At 52.7% G+C, this 24,057-nt stretch carries 14 protein-coding genes and 2 riboswitches; of the genes, 2 read left to right on the plus strand and 12 right to left on the minus strand.

The annotated features are described in order from the left end of the window. The 3 genes from XYCOK13_RS00005 to XYCOK13_RS00015 form a co-directional block, all read right to left on the minus strand. Nucleotides 1-1,692: condensation domain-containing protein (locus XYCOK13_RS00005; protein WP_213409788.1), on the minus strand; the 1,692-nt coding region annotated here is incomplete at its 3' end. Next, nucleotides 1,689-9,071: a type I polyketide synthase gene (locus XYCOK13_RS00010; protein ID WP_213409789.1), complete on the minus strand. Its 7,383-nt coding sequence runs from the start codon at nt 9,069-9,071 to the stop codon at nt 1,689-1,691. The genes XYCOK13_RS00005 and XYCOK13_RS00010, both read right to left, overlap by 4 nt. A 215-nt stretch (nt 9,072-9,286) precedes the next feature. Further along, a complete protein-coding gene (locus XYCOK13_RS00015; RefSeq protein ID WP_213409790.1) occupies nt 9,287-9,886 on the minus strand; it encodes a TetR/AcrR family transcriptional regulator in 600 nt (199 codons plus the stop codon). Between the two features lie 243 nt (nt 9,887-10,129). On the opposite strand from XYCOK13_RS00015, the gene XYCOK13_RS00020 reads away from it, so the two are divergent. Both XYCOK13_RS00020 and XYCOK13_RS00025 read left to right on the plus strand, forming a co-directional pair. After that, on the plus strand, nt 10,130-10,495 hold the full coding sequence (locus XYCOK13_RS00020) for a hypothetical protein (protein ID WP_213409791.1): 366 nt from the start codon (nt 10,130-10,132) through the stop codon (nt 10,493-10,495). Between the two features lie 4 nt (nt 10,496-10,499). Continuing rightward, on the plus strand, nt 10,500-10,904 hold the full coding sequence (locus XYCOK13_RS00025; protein ID WP_213409792.1) for a DUF2231 domain-containing protein: 405 nt from the start codon (nt 10,500-10,502) through the stop codon (nt 10,902-10,904). A gap of 48 nt (nt 10,905-10,952) precedes the next feature. Here XYCOK13_RS00025 and XYCOK13_RS00030 read toward each other — a convergent pair whose 3' ends face one another. From XYCOK13_RS00030 to XYCOK13_RS00070, 9 genes are all read right to left on the minus strand, one after another. Further along, entirely contained in the window at nt 10,953-11,210 is a 258-nt protein-coding gene (locus tag XYCOK13_RS00030; RefSeq protein WP_213409793.1) for a DUF1450 domain-containing protein, read from the minus strand. Nucleotides 11,211-11,346: 136 nt separating this feature from the next. Continuing rightward, entirely contained in the window at nt 11,347-13,470 is a 2,124-nt protein-coding gene (locus XYCOK13_RS00035; RefSeq protein ID WP_213409794.1) for a GMC family oxidoreductase, read from the minus strand. A gap of 191 nt (nt 13,471-13,661) precedes the next feature. Beyond that, the gene (locus XYCOK13_RS00040; RefSeq protein ID WP_213409795.1) at nt 13,662-14,534 is read right to left on the minus strand and encodes an AEC family transporter; all 873 of its coding nucleotides are present in this window, start codon (nt 14,532-14,534) and stop codon (nt 13,662-13,664) included. A 119-nt stretch (nt 14,535-14,653) separates the two neighbouring features. Beyond that, entirely contained in the window at nt 14,654-15,799 is a 1,146-nt protein-coding gene (locus XYCOK13_RS00045; protein WP_213409796.1) for a phosphodiester glycosidase family protein, read from the minus strand. Nucleotides 15,800-15,903: 104 nt separating this feature from the next. Continuing rightward, entirely contained in the window at nt 15,904-16,902 is a 999-nt protein-coding gene (locus XYCOK13_RS00050; RefSeq protein ID WP_213409797.1) for an aldo/keto reductase, read from the minus strand. A gap of 99 nt (nt 16,903-17,001) precedes the next feature. Further along, a complete protein-coding gene (locus tag XYCOK13_RS00055) occupies nt 17,002-17,943 on the minus strand; it encodes an aldo/keto reductase (protein ID WP_213409798.1) in 942 nt (313 codons plus the stop codon). A 173-nt stretch (nt 17,944-18,116) separates the two neighbouring features. Further along, nucleotides 18,117-21,989 carry a collagen binding domain-containing protein gene (locus XYCOK13_RS00060; protein WP_213409799.1) on the minus strand — a complete coding sequence of 1,291 codons (3,873 nt, stop codon included), beginning with the start codon at nt 21,987-21,989 and terminating at the stop codon, nt 18,117-18,119. A 298-nt stretch (nt 21,990-22,287) separates the two neighbouring features. Continuing rightward, the gene (locus tag XYCOK13_RS00065; protein ID WP_213409800.1) at nt 22,288-23,091 is read right to left on the minus strand and encodes a transglutaminase-like domain-containing protein; all 804 of its coding nucleotides are present in this window, start codon (nt 23,089-23,091) and stop codon (nt 22,288-22,290) included. A 14-nt stretch (nt 23,092-23,105) separates the two neighbouring features. Beyond that, a riboswitch (cyclic di-GMP riboswitch) is annotated at nt 23,106-23,192 on the minus strand. 31 nt (nt 23,193-23,223) lie between these two features. Continuing rightward, nucleotides 23,224-23,880: a class D sortase gene (locus XYCOK13_RS00070; protein WP_213409801.1), complete on the minus strand. Its 657-nt coding sequence runs from the start codon at nt 23,878-23,880 to the stop codon at nt 23,224-23,226. Nucleotides 23,881-23,936: 56 nt separating this feature from the next. Further along, nucleotides 23,937-24,022: riboswitch (cyclic di-GMP riboswitch) on the minus strand. Nucleotides 24,023-24,057: the final 35 nt, after the last annotated feature.

A 24,057-nucleotide genomic window follows, 5' to 3' on the forward strand; every position in this document is an offset into this window, starting at 1 on the left:
GCTCGACTGCTGCAGCTCGCGATAGGCTAGCGGACCGTTAGCCGTCAGCAGTGCGGGCCGGTCTGGCGGCACTTGAGCGAGAAACTGCTCCAGGCGTACAGCCGATGCCTCTTCAGATTTCACAGCATCTGCCGATTGATCCGCTGAAAGGCGTGCCGCAAGATGATGTTTCGGAATCAGCGGCAGCACTTCCGCCTCCCATAGGGCAGGTTCTGTTGCCATGCGGGCAATGAGCTTGGCATAGGCTTGCTCCATATCGTCAATCATGCCGGCGGGGAAAAATGCCTCCAGCAGATCCCAGACATAATACAGACGCCCATCATCCAACTCCCAAAATTGATGGTCCAGCATGACCTGGGACGTTTCCAGGCAGCTGTAATCCGGCCGCTTGTAGCCCTCCATAAACAGTCCGCTGCCGACGACGAACGGAATCGGCGCTTGACCGAATCCGCCCCGGTCGCGGTTGAATGCCTGCATGACTTGCATGCCGCCCCATTCCCGATGGCGGGCATCGCGAATGACCTGCTCTTGCACGCGGCGCGCCCGATCCAGGAAGCGATCGCTCGGGCGGAAATCAATCTCCAGCGGATAGAGCGAGGCAAAGTTGCCGGCTATTTCCCAAATGTCCGGATGAAAGTCCAAGCGGCGCGTCATCATATTGCTCAGCACAAAATGCCGGCTGTTGCTCCAGGCGGACAACACCTCTGCATAAAGCGCAAACATCGCATTGGAAGGCGTTACGCCGATCATTTGGGCTTGTTCCTTGAACGAGCGCCATATATGGGCTGGCAGCAGTGTTTCCCTGCGATTCAAGGCAGATCGGCAGCGCCGCTCCATGCCGGAACGGACCGGGAGCTCGGGCGGACCGGGCAGGCGGGGAATGCGTTCCTCCCAGTAGCGCCGGGCAGCCTGCCCCCGGGGGGATGCAGCCAGCTTGTCCAAGGCAAGCACAGCATCCCGATAACTAAGCGCAATGCCAGGCATGGTCAAGTCCGGATTGCGGTAGTAAGCCTCCACTTCTTCCAGCAGCCGGTTCGTGCCGTAGCCGTCCCAGAAGAAATTGTTGTGATTGTAGTGAATGCGAAAGCGGTCGCGCCCCTTGTCCTGCCAGATCGTGATGCGCAGGTCCAGCCACGGCCACTTGTCAAGCGGAAGGACGGAGCGCTCCATCGTCATCCGTGTCTGCTCCAGCGCCGAATTGACTGCTTGCTCCGTGTACCCGCGCAGGTCCGAAATACGGCAGCGGATTGGCTCCGGATCGGTTGCCGTTTGCAAATTCCCATCCGGCAGAACAATCGCGATTTCCTTGCTGTGCCGTGCCAGAGCCTTGTTCCAGGCATTCTCGTAGCGGACGATGTCCAGCTCCTCCCGATCCTTCTCCGAGTAATAGTGCGGCCTGACGTGAAATTCCATATACGGGTCATCCGCCATATAAAACCCCAACTGCAAATCGCCCAAAGGAAAAGGATCATACAGCGCCTCCGGCGCAGGAACACAGGCGAAATCCTCCACTTCCGTCTCCTCTGCCTTCTCATGCAAAAATTCGAGCAATTCCGATTTTGCTTCCCGCAATTGTGCCAGCAGGTCGGGGGTCAGGGCCTCTTTTTTGCCTTGCACCTTGATCGCATCGCCAGTTCTTCTAAGTGCAATGCCGCGGCTTCTGAGCTCTTCAAGGAAGTTCAGCATATTCATATGACCAGCTCCTCCATATCTCCGTCAGCAGAACGGACTTCATCATCCCGCTCTGCTGCGCTTAAAGACAGGAGCAGCACCCTCTGGCGGATGAGCTGCAAGACGTCTTTCACCAAGCCACCCCCAATAAATTGGTGTGCCGGGATGTCTGCACCTACCCATGCCCGGATTCTGCTTCGAAGCTCCATGGCCATTAGGGAATCCAGTCCGAGCGCGGAAAGCTTGACCTGCTCCCACTGCTGCTTCCGAGCCCACGGCTCATCTAATTTCAGGCGCATCACTTCGCTGACCATGCTGCGCAAGCCGTCGGCGATCGCCTCTTGCATCAACCCCGGCTCCATATGAACAAGCTGTTCAGCCGGAGTCAGGGCAATCGAATGTGCCGGCTTCTCCGCAGGCTCGGACCGTTCGGCGTCCATCTCTGCAAGCACCCGCTCATCGGCCCGAATGGCCACCAGCTGACGTGCGGGCAGAACTAACGCCTGTTCGATGACGCGCATGCCTTCTTCGATAGAAATCGAGCCGATACCCTGCTTCGCCAACCGCTGCTTATAATAGTCGTCTGAAGCGACACCGACTTGCCCCCAATAGCCCCAATTGATGCTCTTGATCGGATAATCCGCCCTCTTGTCCATCCATTCAGCCAGCGCATCCTGAGCTGTGCAGGCAGCTGCATAGTTCGCTTGTCCAGCATTGCCGATGAACGATTGCGCCGAGGAGAAGAACAGGAGGAAATCCAGCGATTCGTCCCGTACCGCACTATACAAATTCATGCTTCCAACCGTCTTGGGAGCAAGCACGCTCCGCATTTCCTCCTCCTGCATATGGGCGATCGCCCGGTCTTGCAGCATTACAGCCGAATGAATGACGCCATTCAATTGCCCATAACGGGATTTCGTATTAGCAACGGCATTCCGAATCTGCTCCGGCTCGCTCGCATCGGCCTCGATATAGAGGGCTTTCCCGCCGAGCGCCTCTAATTCCCGGATCAATGCCCTGTGCTGGTCGTTGTAAGGACTGCGGCCGACAAGCGCCAGGCCTGCCTGGACTTCCTTGGCCAGCTTTCGGGCAAGCTCCAGGCCGATGCCGCTTGCTCCGCCGATAATCAGGTACGTTCCTTTCTCCTTGAACGGAGACTGATCAAGCTTGGCTGGCGGCGGCAATTCTCGAAGCACACGCTGATAAAATTTGCCATAGCGAAGCGCTAACTCCGCAACAGGATAGCTGTGCCTTTGCTTCACCAAGGGATGAACAAGCGATGCGACCGCCTCCTCGCTTTCCGGCAATCCGATATCTGTCAATTCGAACTGCCAGTCGGGGAATTCCCGCTGTGCCGTGCGCACGAATCCGGAAATCGCAGCGCTGTGCGGATGCAGATTGTCCGGCGGCAGCACCCCGTACACACCGCTTGTGACAAGCTTGAACACGACACGGCGCTGATCGGCGCCAAGCCTCGCGAGCGCCTTGACCAATCGGAACATACCGATGACACCTGCTTCTTCGCCGTGCTTCAGCATTAAAGAAGGATCGATGTCAGGCTTGCCAGTCAGGACCCCGCCCAGATAATAGATCTTCTGTACAGCATTGGCTTCATCCGCTATCCGTTCGGCCCATTCGTCCTCAGAGAGCTGCAGCGTCTTTTTATCCAGCGGGAATGTGCGGCATGCATCCTTGCTGTATTGCTGCGCAATCGCGCGCTTCAGCTGCTCTGCTTCCGGAGGATAGAAAATCCATACAGAGCCGCTTCCTGCAGCTTCTTGTACAACCGCCGAATTCACCGGCGATTGTTCCATTTCTGTCCATACCGGCACCCAGCACGGCACATCCTTTTTTTGCTCCATGGCTGCTGCATCTTTCGCATTTGCCCAGATGGTTTGCAGGCCGGTTGCTTGTGCCGCCAGTTCGCCTGATTCCGTGCGAATCCATAGATCTGCAATGGCGCCGCTCTCCGACACTTCCTGCAAGCTCGTAGTGACATGCATACGGCCGGTTAACCACTTGTGTACAGTCAGTGAGCCGATTCCCGCAGGTAGCGGGACTCTGTTCCGATCATCGTGATCGAGCAGCAATTGGCCCAAGGTTTGAAATGCGGCATCCATCACGATGGCATGCAGCAACCCGGCATACTCCCCATCGTCGGGGACGTCCAGCCAGGCTGACGCCTGCTTGCCTGACTGCTCCAACGAAGCAATGGCCCTGAATTTGCCTGCATAGCTCATATCCCGCGTAGCCCAGCGCGCATAAAATGCCGCTGCATCCGCTTCCTGCCTGACGTAGCCGGAAAGTTCCAGCATATCCGTCCGCTGCTCCAGTGCCTGCACAGGCTCAAGCGTGCCGGAAGCATAGGCTTCCCAGTCCCGATGCTCATCCCGTCGTCCCATGATCTCGATTTGCCACAGCTGTTTGTTTTTGTCCGCTCGCCGCAAAATCGTCTGAATGCGCATCGTGCGGTCCGTCAGATCCATCGGACGGTAAAAGCTGAAGTTATCCAAGCGAACCGCGGCTCCCTCTGGAACTATTTGCGCCTCTATCGCTGCGTCAATGGCGAGGCTGATCGAGCCGGCGGCGGGCATAATGCTTCTCCCGCCTACTTGGTGATCGAGCAGATGCCGGTTTGACGGGCCGGACAAGTGCGTCTCGAAAACGATCCAATCCGCTGCCGCGACGTCTATGCGCCAACCGCAGAAGCTTGTCTGCTTGCCAGCTACGTCTGCTCTAGTCTTTGCACGCTGCTCGAACCAGTAGGCTTTGCGATCAAAAGGATAGGCTGGCAGCGCCGCCCTTGGTACAACGACATCCTCATCCATGCGTTTGAAGTGAACCTGTGCGCCATGCACAAATACTTCCGCTGCTGCCCGTTTCAGCTGCACGCAATCATCCGTGTCCCGCCGCAAGCTCGTTACCCACCGTCCGCCTGGCAGGCTTCTTCGTCCCAACCCGGCAAGCACCGCAGTCGGCCCCAATTCCAGGAACAGATTGGCGCCTTCTTCTTTCAGCTTGTCAACAGCATCGGCGAATCGCACCGGCAAGCGGATTTGATCCGCCCAATAGCTTGCATCCGCCAGAGATCGGTTGGCGCTCCCGCCGGTCGAGATCAGCTTGACCGAAGGGGAACCGAACTGGAACCTCCGGCATTCCTGCAGAAATGGATCGAGAATCGGGTCCATGTGCCGAGAATGAAAGGCTCGGTTGACCTGGAGCTCGGCAACGTCCAAACCATGGGCGCGCAACAAGCTAACAACACGTTGAACCAGGTCGACTGAACCGGACAGAACAACTTGATCAGGGGCATTGACTGCCGCCAAATCCAATTGACCCCAGTAATTGGCCAAGATTTCTCTGGCCTCGCTCTCTCCGCAATTGACCGAAATCATTCGACCCGCTTCTTCTACCGAGTCCATGAGGCGTCCGCGCATGGCGACGAGACGCAGAACCGTTTCCATATCCATCAACCCGGCAACATAGGCAGCCGCATATTCGCCCACGCTATGACCAACAGCATAAGCTGGTTCGATTCCCCAATAGCGCCATTGCTCGGCCAGCGCTATCTCTAGCGCGACTATTGCCGGCTGAGCATATTGTGTTTCCTGCAGCAGCTCGGTGCGTTCTCCGAACATGATCGCTCGCAAGGAAACTTCCAAGATAGGAGTCAGCACTTCGTCGCAGCGGTCAATCACCGAACGGAAAACCGATTCGGACGCATAGAGTCGTCTGCCCATTCCCGCATACTGTGAACCTTGGCCGGTAAACAGAAAAGCTGTTTTCGGCGATGGATTGGCTCTTCCGCGAATTGTCCCTCCTTTCTTTCCGTCATCGTTTGCTGCTTGTATTAATGCGTGCAATATTTCGCCCGCGCTTTCCCCTGCAACCGCCAGCCGTTCCGGCAGCTGTGCCCGCGATTGATTGGCAGTGCGGCATAGAGCATACAAGCGGCGATTCGCATCCGGTTGCTCGATGCATGCCGCATATTGATTCGCCAGCTCAAGCAAGCTCGCTTCACTCTGGGCGGACAAGGCGAGCAAGTATCCGCGACCCGGATCGGATAGCTGAGCGGCATCTCTGGCTTCCGCAGGATCGGGCACATATTGTTCGACAATTACATGCGCATTCGTTCCGCCGAACCCGAAGGAACTGACGCCAGCCCGCCTCGGATGGTGCTCTGGCACCGGCCATGGAACAGCTTCATCCGGAATGCGCAGACGGCTTTCCGCCAGATCGATCTGCGGGTTCAACTTGTTGAAATGGAAATTCCCCGGAATGACTCCGTTTTGCAAGACTAGTACAGCTTTGATCAACCCGGCAATGCCTGCAGACGATTCCAGATGGCCGATATTTGTCTTGACAGCGCCAAGCCAGCAAGGTGCAGGCTCCCCGTTAGTGTCCCGATCCAACACAGCTTGAAGAGACCGGACCTCAATGGGGTCGCCAAGCGGCGTGCCTGTGCCATGCGTTTCCACATAACCGATCGTACTTCCCTCTATGCCTGCCCGTTTCAGCGCGCTGCCGACAACGCGCTGCTGGGACAAGCCATTTGGCGCTGTCAGTCCATTGCTGTACCCGTCCTGATTGACGGCTGAGCCCCGGATGACGGCAAGCACCTGATCTTGATCTCGTATGGCATCAGACAAGCGCTTCAGCACAATGATGCCGACGCCTTCCCCCCTTACGTAACCGTCGGCTGCCTCGTCAAACGTGTGGCATTTGCCAGTCGGCGACAGCATGCCCGCTTGCGTGAAGATTTCGCCGTAATCGGAGGACAGCACGAGATTGACGCCTCCAGCCAATGCCAGGCTGCATTCGCCGGATGCCAGGCTTCTGCAAGCTTGATGGACGGCAACCAACGAAGAGGAGCAAGCCGTATCGATTGCCATGCTCGGGCCTTGCAGGCCGAATACATAGGAGATTCGGTTGGCTGCGATGCTGAAGGCATTGCCTGTGCCTGCGTAAGGGTCGCCATGGCCCCCGGCTTCGTGCTGCAAGCGGAAATAATCATGGGTGCTGATGCCGACAAAAACGCCAGTGCTCGATCCGCTTAGGCGATCTGGCGCGATATAAGCCGATTCAAGCGCCCTCCATGCTGTTTCCAGCAGCAGACGCTGCTGCGGGTCCATGCTTGCCGCTTCGCGCGGCGTAATATTGAACAGAGCCGCATCGAACAGATCAATATTTTCCAGAAAGCCTCCCCAGCGAAACGGCGCATGCGCCTCAGCCTTGTAACCGGTCCGTTCCCGGCGCTGCTCAGATACTTCCCGCACAGCTTCTCGATTCTCCATGAGCAGCTCCCAGAATTGCCGCGGATCTTCCGCATCCGGGAATCGGCAATCGAGCCCGATTATGGCAACGGGCTCGAATTCGCCCCCATCTGAAGCAAGCTCCTTGACACTGCCGCTTAAGTACTCCGCCAATGAGGAAATCGTCGGGTATTCAAAAGCCAGTGACGGCGGCAAGGAGAGATCGAAGGCATGTCCAATCTCGGCAATCATTTCCACGACCTGCACAGAACCGAGCCCCAGTGAGGAAAAGGATTGATTCGGACTCATTTCCGCAAGCGGTATCCCGGTCCATGCTGCCAGCAGGTTTCTCATCCAATCGACCATTTCGCCCGGAGCAATGGCTTTTTGTTCCGCATGCGGACGGGCGCCCGCCGCTGCGGCTGCGGGGCGCTGCCACCTGCCGATTTCCTCTAGTTCTCCCTGTTCGAACATCTTCTTGCACGCACGCCGCTGCAACTTGCCGCTTGACGTTTTTGGCACTTTGCCCGGCGGCACGAACACAACTGTGTCCAAGTCAATGCCATGGCATTCGGAAATGGCCTGTGCCATAGCGCGTCCGGTTTTCCCGACATCAATGCGCTTGCGGGCTGTGCGCTCGACTTCCTGAACAACAATGAGCTTCTGTTCGCCGCCGTCGGTCACATCGAATGCAATGCCCCAACCGCCCTGACGCAGCTCATCGCTGACCGAAGCGGCTGTCCTTTCTATATCCTGCGGATAATGATTGGCTCCGCGAATAATGATCATATCCTTCAGGCGCCCGGTCATGTAAAGCTCGCCTTCATGGATAAAACCGAGATCGCCCGAGCGCAAATAGCGTACGCCGGGCTCATCAAGCAGCTCGATGCCGAAAGTTTCGGCTGTCGCATCCGGCCGGTTCCAGTACCCCGGACATACGCAGCTGCCTGCAATCCAGATTTCGCCGATGCGGTCCGGCGGACACGCCTTGCCGCTCTTCGGATCAACGATCCGAATCTGGGGATCGTCCAGCAAGTATCCGCATGAAACGAAGGCCTGGACGTTGCCGGCATGCTCGTCGCGAATGACAACATGATCCAGTTCGAGCGCCGGCCTGTCCAAGTACAGCACGCGCGTAGCTTGATCGTTTTTGCCGAACGTTGCAAACAAAGTGGATTCAGCCATGCCGTAACCGCCAACCCAGGCATTCTCTGCAAAGCTGCTCGCCCTGAATTTATTGACAAACGCACGCATGGTGTCGATCGAAATCGGTTCAGCGCCGTTCAAGGCAACAGACCAGGAGGACAGATCCAATTGCTTCGCTTCCTCCTCTGATACTTTGCGCACACACAGATCATAAGCGAAATTCGGAGCGCATGAGAATTCCCCTTTGTAGCGATCCAAGGCTTGCAGCCAGCGAATGGGCTTGTCAACGAAGGCAATGGGCGGCATGAACACAGCCGTACCGCCGAGAATCAGCGGATACAAAATTCCTTTCACCAGACCCAAATCATGAAAGAGCGGCAGCCAGGAAACGATTACAATCCCTTCATGAAGACCGAATGGAGCCACAATCTCACAGTTTCGAATGGGATCCTGGTGCCGCACCATCACGCCTTTGGGATTTCCCGTCGATCCTGAGGTATACTGAAGATAAGAAACGTCATCTGCGGCCACTTCTTCATTCGTCCAGCCGGGCCCGGTCAAGTCGAAATCCTCCAAGGCCATGACCTGCACCGAAATGTCGGCGAAACGGCTGATGCGGGCATGAATATCTTGACGCAAATGATCCGGCGCAAGCGCCGTTCGGGCTCCGGAATCCCTGGCAATGATCGCCACCCGCTCAGCATGGTAATTGTTGCGCGGCGGGTAGACAGGAATCGCGATCACCCCTGCATACATGCAAGCCAGAAATGATACCACATAATCAATGCCAGAAGGAAATAGCAGCAAAACCCGCTCGCCTGTCAACCTGCGTTCCCTCAATTGCAGGGCTGCTGCACGGGCGCGCGTGCGGAGCTCGGCGTACGTCAATGACTCCGATTCATCTGACCCATTTTCCAAAAACACTAGTGCTCGCTTGTTCGGCTGGGTCTCTGCCCATCGATCCAGCAAGCTGCTCATCCGATAATCACGCCCGATGTTCATCACCTGAATCCCTCCACTCTTTTTTTTCTTCTCTCTTTTTCTCTTCTCTAGTACAGTATGGTAGTTTTTATGATTATTTTCGATTATAGAGCACGGCGAAATAAGCCGACAACAACCAGATGCGGCATTTATGTTCATAATTGGATGTTGTCTGCCATTCTGTTCGGTAACGCACAAAAAAATATGACATGCTTTGTACATGTCATTGTTTCATCTTAATGAGTGATGGGTTCCACCGATGCCTGTATGCTCGGCAGGATCAGCGTATGGAAGATTTGGTCCATTTTTTCCGTCGGATAAGGCATATCATGGTCCAGCCACCAATTCAGCAGTGACATGTAGGCATTGGAAATATAGTAGACGAGCACCTCCAGCGGCAAGGTGTACCGGTAGGAGTTTTCCAACACCTCCAACTCCTCTCGCACCAGCTCGCGGAACAGCTCCAACATTTGCTCCTGGACCATGGCGCCGCTCTGTTTGCCGACAAAAGCCTGATAAAGCCGATAGTATTCACGGGCGTGTTCAAACATGATCAAGCTGAATGAAAAGTAAAAGTGCTGCGGGCTGACTAGCCGCTTTTGCGATAGGGGACATTGTGCTGTCAGCATTTCCTTCAACATTTGAAAGCCGTTTTGCAGCAGATCGCGCTTATCGTAGAAATGGGCGTAAAAGGTTGACCGGCCTACATTGGCGCGGTCAATAATGTCCTGGACCGTAATCGCTTCATAGCCCTTCTCCAGGATGAGCGACAGCAGCGCTTCATGCAGAAATTGCCGGGTACGGGATACCCTGCGATCCACTTTCTTGATCTTCATAGCTCCCTCCTCTGTTTCGATTATGATTGATTCACCATCATTGGTAGATTATATCAGATGATGGCATTTATTCAAAACAGTGTGTCTGGTTTGGCCTCGGCCCTTTTTTTATGAACAATCTTGTATATCATGTCTGTTTACGAACATCTCTTTCTACATTGGTTGTTGTATCAGGCAATTCCGCTTTTTATAATAAAGGCGTTCGTTGATGCGAACGATTGCCTGAAGGAAGGAGCGTGGACAGTGTACTTTCACGCGTCACGCATCCGCTTGAGACGACTCACCCTGTTCCAGACAATTTTGTGGCGCCTCTGGACGCTGCTGATGCGCTTCGTGAAACCGAAAGGATTGCGCAGGGTCTCGTTAAGAACGGATAATGGATTTAATTGGATACTTGAGGAGTGGGATTCCAAGAAGGCCATGATCACATTCCGTCGTGGCGGCGGGCACCAGCATATGGCCAAGAAGGTGCGAGCATTTGTTGCGATTATGGAAAGCCGTCCGATCCATACAGTAGATCGTCCTGATTGGGAAACAGTCCGTCACGTCTTTGACAGCTCGCCGCGACATGCCGCCGACGGCCAAATCGATCATGTACAGGAGGTTTAAATGAATGCCTGATACGCTTCATCCGGTACTCTTGCATTTTCCCATCGTCATGTTGATTGTAGGGTCCATCAGTTTATGGATAGCAGTCTGGAAGCCGGACTTTTACAACCGTTTGGCGAACTTCATGCTGGTTGGCGGGGTCATCACAATGGTTCCGACTATGATTACGGGGATGAGGAGCACGGAATACGCTATAGAGACTTTTCAAGTTGAAGAAGAACTTATCCTTGCCCATCAAAATGCTTCGTTTGTCACATTCGGCGTTTTTTTGGCTCTCGTCATCCTCAAGCTGATATTCAGGAAGAAGCCCAACCGAATTGTTACCGGCATTCTGCTGGCATTATCCATTATCGGGATTGTTATGCTGTTCATATCCAGCGATTACGGCGGGCGCATCGTGTACGGTTAATATTGTGCAGCAAGCCTGTCGAGACGCTTCGATGGGCTTGTTCATGATTTATTCCCCACCGTAAAAGTCATTCAGCTCCTCCTTGATAAGCACCTCGATTTCCTCTATGCACGCCTCTGGCGTTTTGGCATACACCCGCCTTTCATTTACCAACGCGTAAGGTCTTGCCCGGCACAAATTGCACATATTCAAGCAGTTCGTCCGTATGACGGCCACCTCCGGATATTTCGTTTCCAGCTCTTCCAGAGCTTCCAAGGCTAGCGCGTTCCGGTCGCAGATCTCAACGACAATAATTCCGAGACTCATCAGTTCACATCCTCTTGTTCATGGCGATATCCCTATCCTCTAGTGTGTTGCTTTTCCAGAAAAGGTATGAAGCCAAATGGGACTTGGGCGCCAAAAATAAATCGGACTGCCGGTTGTCGACAGTCCGAGAAAATCGCTATGCCTGCTTGACCAGGTTATCGGCAGTCCGGAACGCCAGGGCCAGTATCGTCAATACCGGGTTCACGCCGCCGTTCGTTACATGTACGGAACCGTCGCACACCCACAGGTTATCGTAGCCGTGTACGCGTCCCGTCGGGTCGGTGACAGATGTCGCAGGATCGTTCCCCATCCTCAGGGTGCCGGCCTGATGCTGCCCGCCGCTTAGCCCGCTGTTTGGCGTTGTCCGCCAGACCTGCTTGGCGCCGGAAGCCCAAAGCCACTTCTCCGCCTGCTCGCCCAGCATGGCTGCGGCCCGGCTTGATGCTGGATGGACTTTTCCGGAAAGCTGTACAACCGGCAGTCCGAATCGATCCTTCACCGCAGGCGAAAGACGTACTCTCGACTCGCCTGTCGGAATCTCCTGAATCGGCCCCTGAATTTGGCTCGTCCGCAAGAAAGTCTCGCGCATCGTCTCCTTGCCTGCGATCCCCCACCGCTTCGCGCCGGGCGCAAGCGCGCGGTACCAGTGAACCAGCGGCAAACGCGTGAATTCATTGGCCAGAAAACCGCCGCCGACAATGCCGTTCCCGTTCCCATGAGCGAAGTGGAAAGTCGCAATGCTGACCCCCGGGCCCAGTCCGTCTTGCACCGGCTCGTCAAAGAGGCCGTAAGCGCCTGAATACACGTGTCCTTGCAGGTGCCTTCCTACATGACCGGACCGGTTGCCAATTCCGTCCGGCTCCGCATCGCTGGCCGAATTTAGAAACAGACGTGCGCTTTCAATCGCTCCGGCCGCAACCACGACATGCCCTGCTCGAATGTGCCGCCGCTGGATAGAGCCTCCAGCTTCCTGCACAAGCCGCACGCCTGTAGCATGCTTGCCTGCCTCTGTATCAATGCGTTCGACCATCGTGTCGCAGATCAAATCGCAGTTGCCGGTAGCGAGAGCTCGCACGAGCATTGTATTGTGGCCGCCGTTCTTGCTGTCTGTCGGACAAGCGAATCCGACGCATTGTCCGCAGCGCACGCAGGCCGCCCGACCGTCCCGTTCCACGGAGTTAATGAGCAAAGGTACCGGGCCTACCTCCCAACCGAGCTTTGCCGCTCCTTCGGCAAGCCGTTCTGCTTCAAGTGTTCTGGACAGTGGCGGCATCGGATAAGGACGCTGCCGCTGTCCGAGCCGGGAATGAGCGCTTCCGTCACCGGACACGCCGACCTCCCATTCAGCCCGATCATAGTAAGGCTCAAGATCCTCATAGCGGATCGGCCAATCGCTTAAGGAGCTTCCCTCAGGTATGCCGTAGCGGGTAGCCATGCGGAAATCATCCGGGAGAAACCGCCATGCCTGCGCTCCGTATACCCGGGTACCGCCGCCTACGGTCATGGCATTGTTATGGTAGTCGCCTTCGAATGGAACGGTGGTCCGCTCCCCGTCATCTGTCAATATCGTGCGCGGATGCCCTTCCAGGTCAGGGCCCGTGTTATGCCCGTATTTGCTCAATCGATGATTGCGCAAATGATCGCCGGCAATCTGGTTGTAGCGAAGCCAGCTTCCCCGTTCGACGACCAGCACGCGCATTCCTGATTCGGCCAGCACTGCCGCCGCAACCGACCCTCCGGCTCCAGCGCCCACGACAACTGCGTCATACTTGTCTCGAAGCTGGTCGAGGGATCGCTGCGGCAATTTCCGTTCTTGTACTGGAGACGGCGGGCTGTCGGACATGGGATAAGGGCGAAATCCGATCATGTCCCACGATTTTCTCTCCTGCTTCCCGCCTGGTTCCGGGCTTCCATAATAGCCCTCCGCGACCAGGCTCAGCAATGTGCTGAAAAAGAGTGATGGAGAAACCGGCCATTCCTGTACGCGATCCTGCTCCACTTCTTGCAGCAGACGATCTTGCTCATCAGCGGACAGTTCGGAAAAGGACTGTCCTTGTTGGGACGACGCTTCAGCATCCAAGGCGCGGAGGCCTGGGACGAGCAGCTCCGTCCAGGTAGCCGCATCTTCGCGCGCGCGGCGTTCCAGATAGGCAAGTACCCCTTCGTCGCTTGCCGAAGGCCATGCATCGCCAGGAATCATGCGGTCGGCAACCGCTTCCAAAACCGTCTGTACACTGTTCCAATTGTTCCACTGGTTCATGAATTTCCTCTCCTTTTTATCCTGTTGCCAAGTACGACTCGCCATCTTGCGCTTGATGAAGAGGTCTGGTCCATATACTTATGCTCAACAATAACAACGAATGTCTGCGGCTGCAATTGAATATTTTAAGATTTTACCGGGTGTTTTTTACCGATTTACATCTCTATGCGGGTTGCACATTGGCTAAAAGGCTAAAAGCTCCCCACTATGAAGTACAGGAAAGGCAAAACAATGAGCAGCAACCCCGTATTCAGCAGCCAGCTGGAATTTGCCAGATCCTGATCCAGTTTATAAAGTTGAGGAGGAATTAAGGAAATAAATGCGGGAGGCATCGCCGATAAAATGATAATTACCTTCAATACCATGCCGTCATACAGCTGCCCCATCCCAAGCAAGACAGCCAGGGAGGTGATCGTGACGGGAACAAGCACGAACTTGATAACCGAAACAGCCAGGCATTCCTTTATATATCCTTGAATCGCTTTGATTTTCATATTGAAGCCAATGGGCAAGACTAACAAGAATGTCGTCAACGGGACAAGAATCTCAATGACAGTGCTGTAAAATTCCGGTCGAGCTACTGGAGAAAAATTCAGCACGCCCCCAAGCACGATGGCGCAGAATGAAGCCATGATGAAGGGGTCCGTTACCAGCTTGCGGATCATCTCCCTCCGTCTGCCATTGCCCCTCTCCTGCTCGCCGTACAGCTTGGCAATGGGAAATCCGATCAAATAATAGACGAATTCTTCGAACAGACGATACATCGCAGCAAAGACGATGCTCGCTTCTCCCAGAAACACATAGCAAAATAACGTGCCGAAACTCCCGATATTCGTAAATGAGCCGGACACAAACATAGACCCCGTCTGGGCACGATCCAACTTCCTCCATTTCGCAAAGCCAATGCCAAGCACGCCGCCCAAGACCAGCGCCAGGACGCCCAGCAGAGGAAGCAGGAAAAGCCGCACCTCTTCCAGCTGCACATGCCAGAACGCGCCGATTATAATGATCGGGCTGAGGCCGATGATGACGAATCTGGTAGTCAGGCTCAAATACTTCCTCAACGTACTCTCCGCTGCTTCATTCTTGCACAACCATCGCAGCGTTCTTCCCACTACAAGGCCAAAAGCAATGATGCCGATTGCATACAAAAATGTACTGATGCTGCTCCCCCCTTTGATGTCTAATCTGCTTCTGGATCGGAATATTGGATCAAGAGCGCGTTGCTGATCGGTCTGCCTGGCTTCGTGATGTAGCTGCTTTCATAGTAAAGACCGCTGGAAGCGCCGCCGTCGAGATTCATCGCCTGTACGGCGCCAGCCTTCTGCATCCATTCAGCAAGCTCAGGGATGGTGGCAGCTGGCGTTGTCACCAGCAGCAAATAATGCTCATCCGTGATGCCAAGCGCAGTTCTGGCCCCGCTGTTGGTCAATATTTTCGGATCTCGAAACCCTTCTGCCTCTGGATTCACAGTGATCTTCCCATCCGTCAGCAATCGAGGGCCTGCTTGGATTGCTGCTGTTACGGCGCCTTGCTGCAGCCTCGCCGGGAAGACATCGCCGCTTACGATTTCTAAATCTGTATTTGGACCGACTACAAGAACCGATCGTTTCTCGGTGCTGGGATGCACCAATTCGCCATTGCTGACGATAAAACCGTACGGGATCTGTATATCGCCGTCCGTATAGGCATCGAAGAACGTGCCGTTAACAGCAGCGACAGCCTGATTGGTGTCTGCGATTTGCTTGAGTTCAGCAACTTGGCCCACCTTGTCTCGGGCTAATCCAACCGTTACTTGTACACCCGGATTTAGCAAATCAATGGCAAGCACATGGGATCGAATCTGTTTGCTTCCAACGATGAATGTTTTTTCCGTCAATTCAATCGCTTTTCTTCCATTCAGACTCCCTCTCTGGATGATTGGAAGCCGGAACGTGCGGTATTGGTCTTGAACCACGACGGCTTGTGTGCCGGCTTCCCATTCCAGCGAGATCTGCAAGTGCTGGCCAATGAATCGAAGAGGCACATAGGTGACATCTTGATCGATAAAAGGAACCCCGTCCAGAGCGTGCAGTTCGCCATTGACGATTACTTGGTGCTGGCCTACGGTCAAGGCGATGTCCATATCCTCTCGGGATAGAAAAATCTTCTGCTGCTCGGCGTCCCAGATAACTTCGCACTGAAAATGTTCAGACAAGTAACGCAATGGGACAAAGGTGCGATTCGTTTCTGTGTCGAGATAGCCGAATGGCTTGGCGCTAACTTCGGCTGTTGCCAGGATCATCCCGCATAAAAGAACTGTAATGAAGATTATAAGGCTTTTGTTCAACTTGCATCAGCTGCCTTTGCAATATAAATAATGTTCTTAATGCTGCTCATGCAGCCATCATTGCAGCTGCTTGCGCTATACCATGACGCATGCCTCCGCTTCTTTTATTTGAACCGGTAGGCGCGCGGCTCATTGAACCAGAAGCTGCCGTCTTGTGAGAAATCCTGGTATGGACTTGGACAGATAGCATCGATTTGCTGCAAGTCCTCTTCCGTCAGCTTAACCTCGACAGCAGCCAGGTTGTCCTGAAGCTGTTGTTCGTGGCGAACCCCGATGACGGGAATAACATCCTTCCTGCGGAGCAACCAAGCCAGCGCCAGCTGACCAAGCTTAATCTGCTTTTGGTTTGCGATCTCAGCCAGCTTTTCGACGATGTCGAATTTCGCCTGATTTTCCGGTGAGTCGGGGTTCATGCGTTCGCCCCTGGAGTTGTCCGGCAGCGGCTGACCCTTGCGATATTTGCCGGACAACCACCCTCCGGCCATCGGGGAATACGCCAAGGTTGCCAAACCGTGCCGTTCGCAAGCAGGCAGAATTTCCTGCTCAATGTAACGGTTGAACAAATGATATCCAGGCTGATTTGTCACAAAGCGCTCTAGATTCATCTTTTCGCTTATCCATAAGGATTCCACGATGCGCCAAGCTTCAAAGTTTGAGCAGCCAATATAGCGGACTTTGCCCTGCGTTACAAGGTCATCCAAAGCTCGCAGTGTCTCATCCAAAGGCGTATATGGGTCCGGACGGTGCACTTGATACAAGTCTATGTAATCGGTGCCGAGCCGCCGAAGGCTGGCCTCGACCTGTCTCATAATTCGGTAACGGCTTGCCCCTTCGCCATTCGGACCTTCTGCAGTGCGTACTTTGAATTTCGTAGCGACAATAACCTTGTCTCTGCGGCCCTTGATAGCCTTCCCGATGATTTGCTCACTCGTTCCCTTCCCGTACGTATCGGCCGTGTCGAGAAAGTTGATGCCAGCATCTAATACCTTGTCGATGATTGCCAAGGAGCTCTGTTCATCCATATCCCAAGCTCCATAAGTCATAGTGCCCAGGCACAAACGCGACACCTGCAGTCCGCTTCTTCCCAAATAGACGTATTCCATGCTATGCAGACTCCTTTTCGTGATTTAGCTAAAGTATAAAAGTCCACGGCTGGGCTTGCAAGAGCCGCAAACATGGACCTCATACACGCTGATATCGGTTTAGCCTAGCTTCTCGAGTACTTTTTTGCTTATTAAATCCAATTGCGTCACTTCATCTTGGGAAAGCTGGATCTCAACAGCCTTGACATTATCCAGGAAATGCTTCTCGTTTTGTGTGCCGATAATGGCAGAGGTAAAGCCTGGCTGATGGAACAGCCAATGAATGGCGATCTGTGCCAGTGCAGCGCCTTTCGCGTCAGCGATTACCTGCATGGCATCAATCAGCTCTCTTGTGATTTGCAGGCTTTCCGGTTGGAACAGCGGGCGTTCTTTCCTAAAGTCATTCACTTGTTTGCCATGGTGGAATACGCCTGTCAGGATTCCCTTCGCTATGGAGTTGTAGCTCATGATGCTTACGCTGTTCTCACGACAGAAGCCCATTAAATCCTGTTCAATCTTCCGCTGCAGCAGGTTGTACTCTGGCTGGATCGCGTCGATTTGTCCGTAGGCCATCGCTTCCTTCAATTGCTCCAAGCTGAAATTTGAAACGCCGATCGCTCGGATAATGCCCTCTTTCTTAAGCTTGTTCAGCTCATCCATTGTTTCAGCAATCGGGATGTCTTTGCTCGGCGCATGAATGTAGTACAGGTCAATATAATCGGTATCCAGCCGAAACATACTTTGCGATAAGGCCATCCGGATGTCGTTCGGGCGCAGATGATGCGGGCTGACTTTCGTGGCGATGATGCAATCTTTACGAATATCCTTCAATGCTTTGCCGACGACCCATTCTGAATGGCCGGCTCCATAAATTTCCGCGGTATCGAACGAATTGACACCTTGTTCAAACGCTGTTCGGAGCAGTTTCATGTTCTCTTCGTCCGGTTTCAATTCCCACCGATGAGCGCCGCTTGCAAAGGCGTTGCCTCCGCCGAGCTCCATAGCGCCAAATGTGATTCGAGACACCTTCATATCCGATTTGCCGAGCTGTACATATTCCATTTGTGCAACCACCTTTTTTCAATTTGATTGAACGATTCTGTCTATATAACCAACCACTGTTATTATATCAATCATTGCGAAGGCGCGGACGAAAGTGTAACCGAGAATTTCTTATGAAAAAAAACAGCCCTCCAGCGGAAATAGCTGCTGGGGGCTGCAACAAGAAAGCAGTGCTAGTGCGTACGCTTCATTCTCCGCAAGCCTAACACAAGACCTGCGGCGATCATAATGCAACCGAGCAAATAGTGCAGGGTGTAATTCGATTCGCCTGTCTTAGGCAGCATACCGTCCGATTGTGTGCTGTCGACCGCGTTGTCAGTTGGGGTCGGAGCGCCAAGCGGCACTTCCTCGACGTCAACTTCGAAGAAGAACTCTTCTTCATTGTTGTTTTCATCGATTACACTGATGCAGAAGTGATCTTTGCCAACAAACCCGGCGTTAGGGGTATAGACCCATTGGCCGTCCGGCTGCACCGTTACCTGCCCATTGGCAGGCTGCTGGCAAATGTGAAGCGTGCTGTTCTCCGGCACTTCCAAGCGCCCACCCACCGGTGTGTCTTCGGTGGTTACCGTGGCTACCGTACGCGGTGCCCGTTCTCCAGGAACAGTAGGCTCCTCTTCTGTTACAGGAGAATCCTCGGGTTTTCTCGGATCTGTCGGATCTGTCGGATCTTCAGATTCCTCTTTTTCTTCTTCCTCTACAGTCGGTTCTTCCTCATCAGGGGAATCTCCTGGGGTGGAAGGACTGCGAGGTCTAGACGGACGATCATCTGGATCCGTTGGATCTGTCGGATCTGTTGGGTCCGTTGGATCTGTTGGATCTGTTGGGTCCGTTGGATCTGTCGGATCTGTAGGATCTGTTGGATCTGTAGGATCTGTTGGATCTGTCGGATCTGTCGGATCTGTCGGATCCGTTGGATCTGTAGGATCTGTTGGATCTGTCGGATCCGTTGGATCTGTAGGATCTGTTGGATCTGTCGGATCTGTTGGGTCAGTTGGATCTGTTGGATCCGTCGGATCTGTTGGATCTGTCGGCACTTTCTTATTAGTCAGTTGCCGCTCCATGTCCTCATCTGTGAGCAACACAACAAAGGTCACAGGTTCTTCCATCGGTACATAACCGGAAGGCGCAGAAAGCTCAGTCAGCCTATACTCGCCGGACAACAGATTCTCAAATACGATTTTCCCGTCGAAACGGGTGGTTTCTCGCGCAAGCTCAACCCATGTGCCGGCGTTGTTTTTGCGTTCCAGCATAAAGGTAGCACCTTGCAGCGAGAGTCCGGTATCCTCATCGACTTTGTGCAAGGTCAGTTTGCGGTTGATGCCGCTGCCTGTTCCGCCGCCTGCAGAGAAGGTCACCGTTATTTCTTCTGAATCTATCTTCGTGACCTCTTCAACATTTTTCCCTGCAAACTCTACCTCGTTCCCGACTTTTTCCCCATGAGCGGCGTCAATCAGCGATTCGTATTCGAGAATAAATGCAGTATCGATGGGGGCGGCAAATTCAAGCTTGAACGTTTGCGTTCCCGCATCAGAATCCGTAATCACCTTAAGATCGTATACGCTGCCATCATTCGGAATCGTCGCTCCCTTGGAGACAGAGCCATCAGAACCAACTAATGTACTGTACAGAACGAACGAGTCCTCCATCAGCAATTGATTGGCAGAAGGTCGGTCCACAATCTGCGCGTCCTCTACATAAGACAATCCGCGGTTGATGTGAATGACCCACTTCATATTTGGACCTTCCTGTACGCCTGACTTGGATACATATTCCCCGCCAAAAGGAACTCTAACCGATCCGGACAGATTTTTTCCTACCTGATCAGTTCCTGACAATATCCGGGCTGTATTGCGAATATACTCATCATTAATTAACGCCCGTTCATAAGATGTTCGGAATGTCAGATAGTACGGAGTTGATATGTCTCCCAGCCGTATTTCGATTTTTTCCGGCGTGCTGAGATTATCCTCTGCCGGAATCGCAATCGGCGGACCAACGGTGTACGTGCCATCCGCAAGTACAGTCATCGGCGCAAGCTCGATCGAATTGAGATCCAGCTTCTGACCTTGCAGCATTTCGTCCACAATTACTGCGTTGTCAATCACCTTGCTGTTGTAATTGAGCCCGATCTCCCAAGTAATCTCGCGATCATTTACGGAATACTCACCCTTTTTAAAGCCATTGTTTTGTACGTTAAGGTGAATACTGCAATTGTCGCTGGTAACGGACTTGTATCTGCTTGCATAATCCGTGTGCCCTGGCCATTCGAGACTCGCCACATTTCTGAAGACGTCAATGCCACCATATAGATCGGTATAATAAGTAGCATAAGTCACTGTGTATTTATTCGATATCTCTTCATTAAATGTGATGGTGAAAGGTTCCGCATAATCTGTGCCATATGCAACATTGTACTCTGACGAAGGAACCGGGTTTCCATCCTTATCCTTGATTTCCAGTGTATCGCGGATGAATGCTAAGTTTTCGCCAGGCTTATCCGTAAGCACCACGCCTGCAGGCAGGTTATTTATTTTCCCGTGCAGATGAATTGACCAATGTACAGTCTTCTTCTCATAATCGATTGGTCCGCATGACTTCTCGATCACAAGAGGGCGAATGTCGCGTTCCCCGATTCCTATGGCACCACCATACACATCTTCAGTCACAGTGTTTTCGATGATCGCATCCTGCTTGACAGGAGCATTGGCAACCGTTTGATAGACGATCTTATGAGCCGAGTTGATCGTTCCGTTGAATTTTAAGCGGAATCCTCGTCTGTCGTCGTCTGGATCAATGGACCCTGGTGCAATCTCCTCCAGTTCATAATCCGCGCCGGCCAATTTTCTTTCAGCTGTCACTCTGCCGTTCCCGTCCAGCGTTACTTGAAATACTTCAAGCGAATCTGAAAGCAATTGTTGGGAATTATCGAACAAATCAACCAGCACGGGCGCATCCAGACTCACTTCGTCATAGTTGTACTCGATTTCCCAAGTGATCGTTTGGGTTGCCCTTTCGTAGCTGGTAGAACGCTTGTCTAGGCGGACACCCCGATCTATGGTAACCTCTGCAGTGTCAGTTACCCCCTCGATATCGCCAAGATGCGTGAAGGTTGCCTCGTTCTTGAAGGACGTCTTCTCTAAATCCACAATATCGGTTGAATAAGCGATCCGATATGCCTTATTCGTATCGCCCAGCTCTACGATCAGCTCGCCGCCTGCATCTGTCACGCTATATAAGGCAGGATCCACTGCGGGCAGTACCGGTTCAACATCGCCGTTCAGCTTCACATTAAGCTCATAGACTTCAATCGAATCCAAATCCAAAGTAAGCCCTTCGGGAATCTTGTCCGTCAGCACTGCCCCGTAAACAGACTCAGTAACCTTATTGACATCAACGGTCCAGTCGATGCTTTTGGCGTTGAAGGAGCCGTTCCTCGGAATTCCATTCTTAGTTATTGGACTTTTGATGTCCGGCTTAAATCGGATTGTGAACGCAAGGAATTGCTTCTCCTTCACCTCGAATTCAATCCTTTGGGTGATTTCATTCTTGAACGATTCCTTGTTGAAGCCTGCCTCAAACCAGAGTGAGCCCTGTATATCGCTAAGTTTTTCGATCTGTTCGTTGAACGTCATCACAGCTTTATTCGTTCTGTGGTCAACTGTAAATGTGCCTACAGGACCTCTCACCGAATTCAGCGGAAATGACAGGCTGCCTGAAAACAGCTCGAACTGCTCTGGCAATTGAAAGGTGAAGGTCGCGCCATCCGAATAGCCGTGACCATTAGGCAGCGCCCAATCGTAATCCAGCCTGACAGTAGCATTTTGTTCCCAATCTACATCCAACTCTGCTTCACCGGGATCCCCATATACGGCGTACGTTACTGATTGATTACGATCCGTAATCGTCACTTTCAGATTGGATAGTATGTTTTCTGAAATTTCAGTCGCCGCTGCGTATACCGGGCCCAATCCTGCTCCTGCCCATGTTTGTATGGCGAATACCAGAGCAAGGACAAATGCGCTCGTCTTTTTCCACCAATGCAAGTCTTGCAATCCCTCCGTTCGAAATCTTTTGAAAAAAAATGTACTAACTTGAGCATGGACTACGCCCTAATGGATACATGGTTTCCCCTCCTTTGACAATTCGAAGTGCTCCTTCCGAATCCACCCAATCCTGGTGGATAACATTATTGTGCAAGGTCAATCTCAACAATTTCTATACATGTCCCCAAAAAAAAAAAGGAACTGAATCAAGCCAACGTCGGCTTGGAACAGTTCCTTCTTGAAGGAAAAGGGTTATGCCTGCACCCTCATTATAGATTTCTTGACCTAACAGCTTAAATCAGTATGCTCTCTCGGAAGTGTACAAATCGGAATTCTGGTACATCGACGACTGGACTTGCTTGCCGATAAACGCAGCGTCATACGTCGTATCGATTGTCCTCCATTCATCTTTTTCTTTCAGATAAACCTCATTCCAAGCGTGATATTCCGAAATATCGCTTCTATGGCCCATAACCAGCTTGGTCGGAATATCTACGCTTCTCAACATGGCAGCAAATATTGCGGCATAGTCGTAACAAATACCTGACTTTGACTCATAAGTTTGCTCCACAGACGGAATATAGCCGCTTTTTACACTTTTGGCCTTCTCATAATCGTAGGTAATATTGCTCACTACATATTGATAAATAGCTTTGATTTTCTCCTCATCCGTCTCCAGCTTCTCCGTCAGTGCCGCAGCTTTCTCGATCACGTCCATCGATTCATCCCATTGGATGTTTTGAATCGACTGCTGATACACTTCCTCAGGAGTCTGCGCTTTATATGTAACCTGCTGACCCTTAAGCAGCCTATATTTGTTTCCCGTCACTTGCTCCAGCAGCATGATGGAATAGTTCCCATCGCCCATCTGCAGCGGAAAAATATTGTATGACCCGGCATCATACGTGTACTGCTGCTCCCCCTTGCTAATACGAATCTTGATTTTGGCCAGATCCGCTGTCGGCGGCAAATTTACCTGTACAACGCCTCCTGCATCCTCTTCAAACAGGATGACCGGTGCGGGCTCTGCTGCCAATACGCTAGTTGGTGCCAACAATGCACAAATCAATACGCCATACAATACCCATTTCCATGTCTTCATCTTCTTACTCTCCTTTCGGAAACTGGCTGCCATCTTACATTTGTAAGGAAGGCCCTATAGCTTTGCGTCTCTAATTTTCATTAGATTTGCCTTTATCGTATTGAGAGTTGCAGTGTTTCATTATGCGAAGGATTAGGTTTCTATCAAAATCCCCTTCACGATTAATCGATGTGTTCCTGTGTCAATGGGGTGACAGGTAACGAGTGTAATTTCCTGCTTGGTCCCTTCCGGTTCCAATACCCATACTTCGTGCGGTTCCACATACAGTTTTTCCGTGACTTCATAGCGAAAAACCTGATTGCCTGTATCGACTTCAATGGCATCGCCTTCAGCCAGCTCGTCCAAGCGATTAAAGTTGCGGCCATAAGCATGGTTGCGATGACCGGCAATGGCATAATTGCCAACTTCCCCCGGCTTCCCTGTGTCAGCGATGCTGGCTGCTGTTGTTTTCAGGTTCTGCTCTGTTGCGCCTGTCAAGATAGGCAGCTCTAGATCAATCTTGTCGATATAAAGCATTCCCTCCATATCCAAGCCCAGTTGCACGGCCTTGCGCTCAGGATACGGCGCATCGTTGGATTCGCCTTCTTCCAGAAGGTCTTCCGCATAGTCAGCAGCCGGATGCTGCTCCGCTTCCGATTGAACCGGAAGTTGGACCGTGGCAAACGCTTCCTGCCAGCGGTTGACAAGCTGCTGCTGCTGCCTGTCGTAATACCACGCAGACAAGTGGGGATAGGCTAACAGCAAGATGCCTGCAGCAACCAGCACTCCGGATAAAATCTTCGTTCTCATACTCACCTTCCCAGCCCAGCAACTGAAATGCAATAAAAAAGAAAAAAGCAGTGCATTTCGGCAACTGGCTGCCATCTTACATCGTAAGGAAGGCCCTGTAGCTTTGCGTCGCTGCCTTTCGACAGGTTTGCGGTATCGATGAACTAGCTTATATAAACGTAGCATACCAAACTATTT

Origin of the sequence: Xylanibacillus composti, from assembly GCF_018403685.1 — a bacterium.
Lineage (GTDB): Bacteria > Bacillota > Bacilli > Paenibacillales > K13 > Xylanibacillus > Xylanibacillus composti.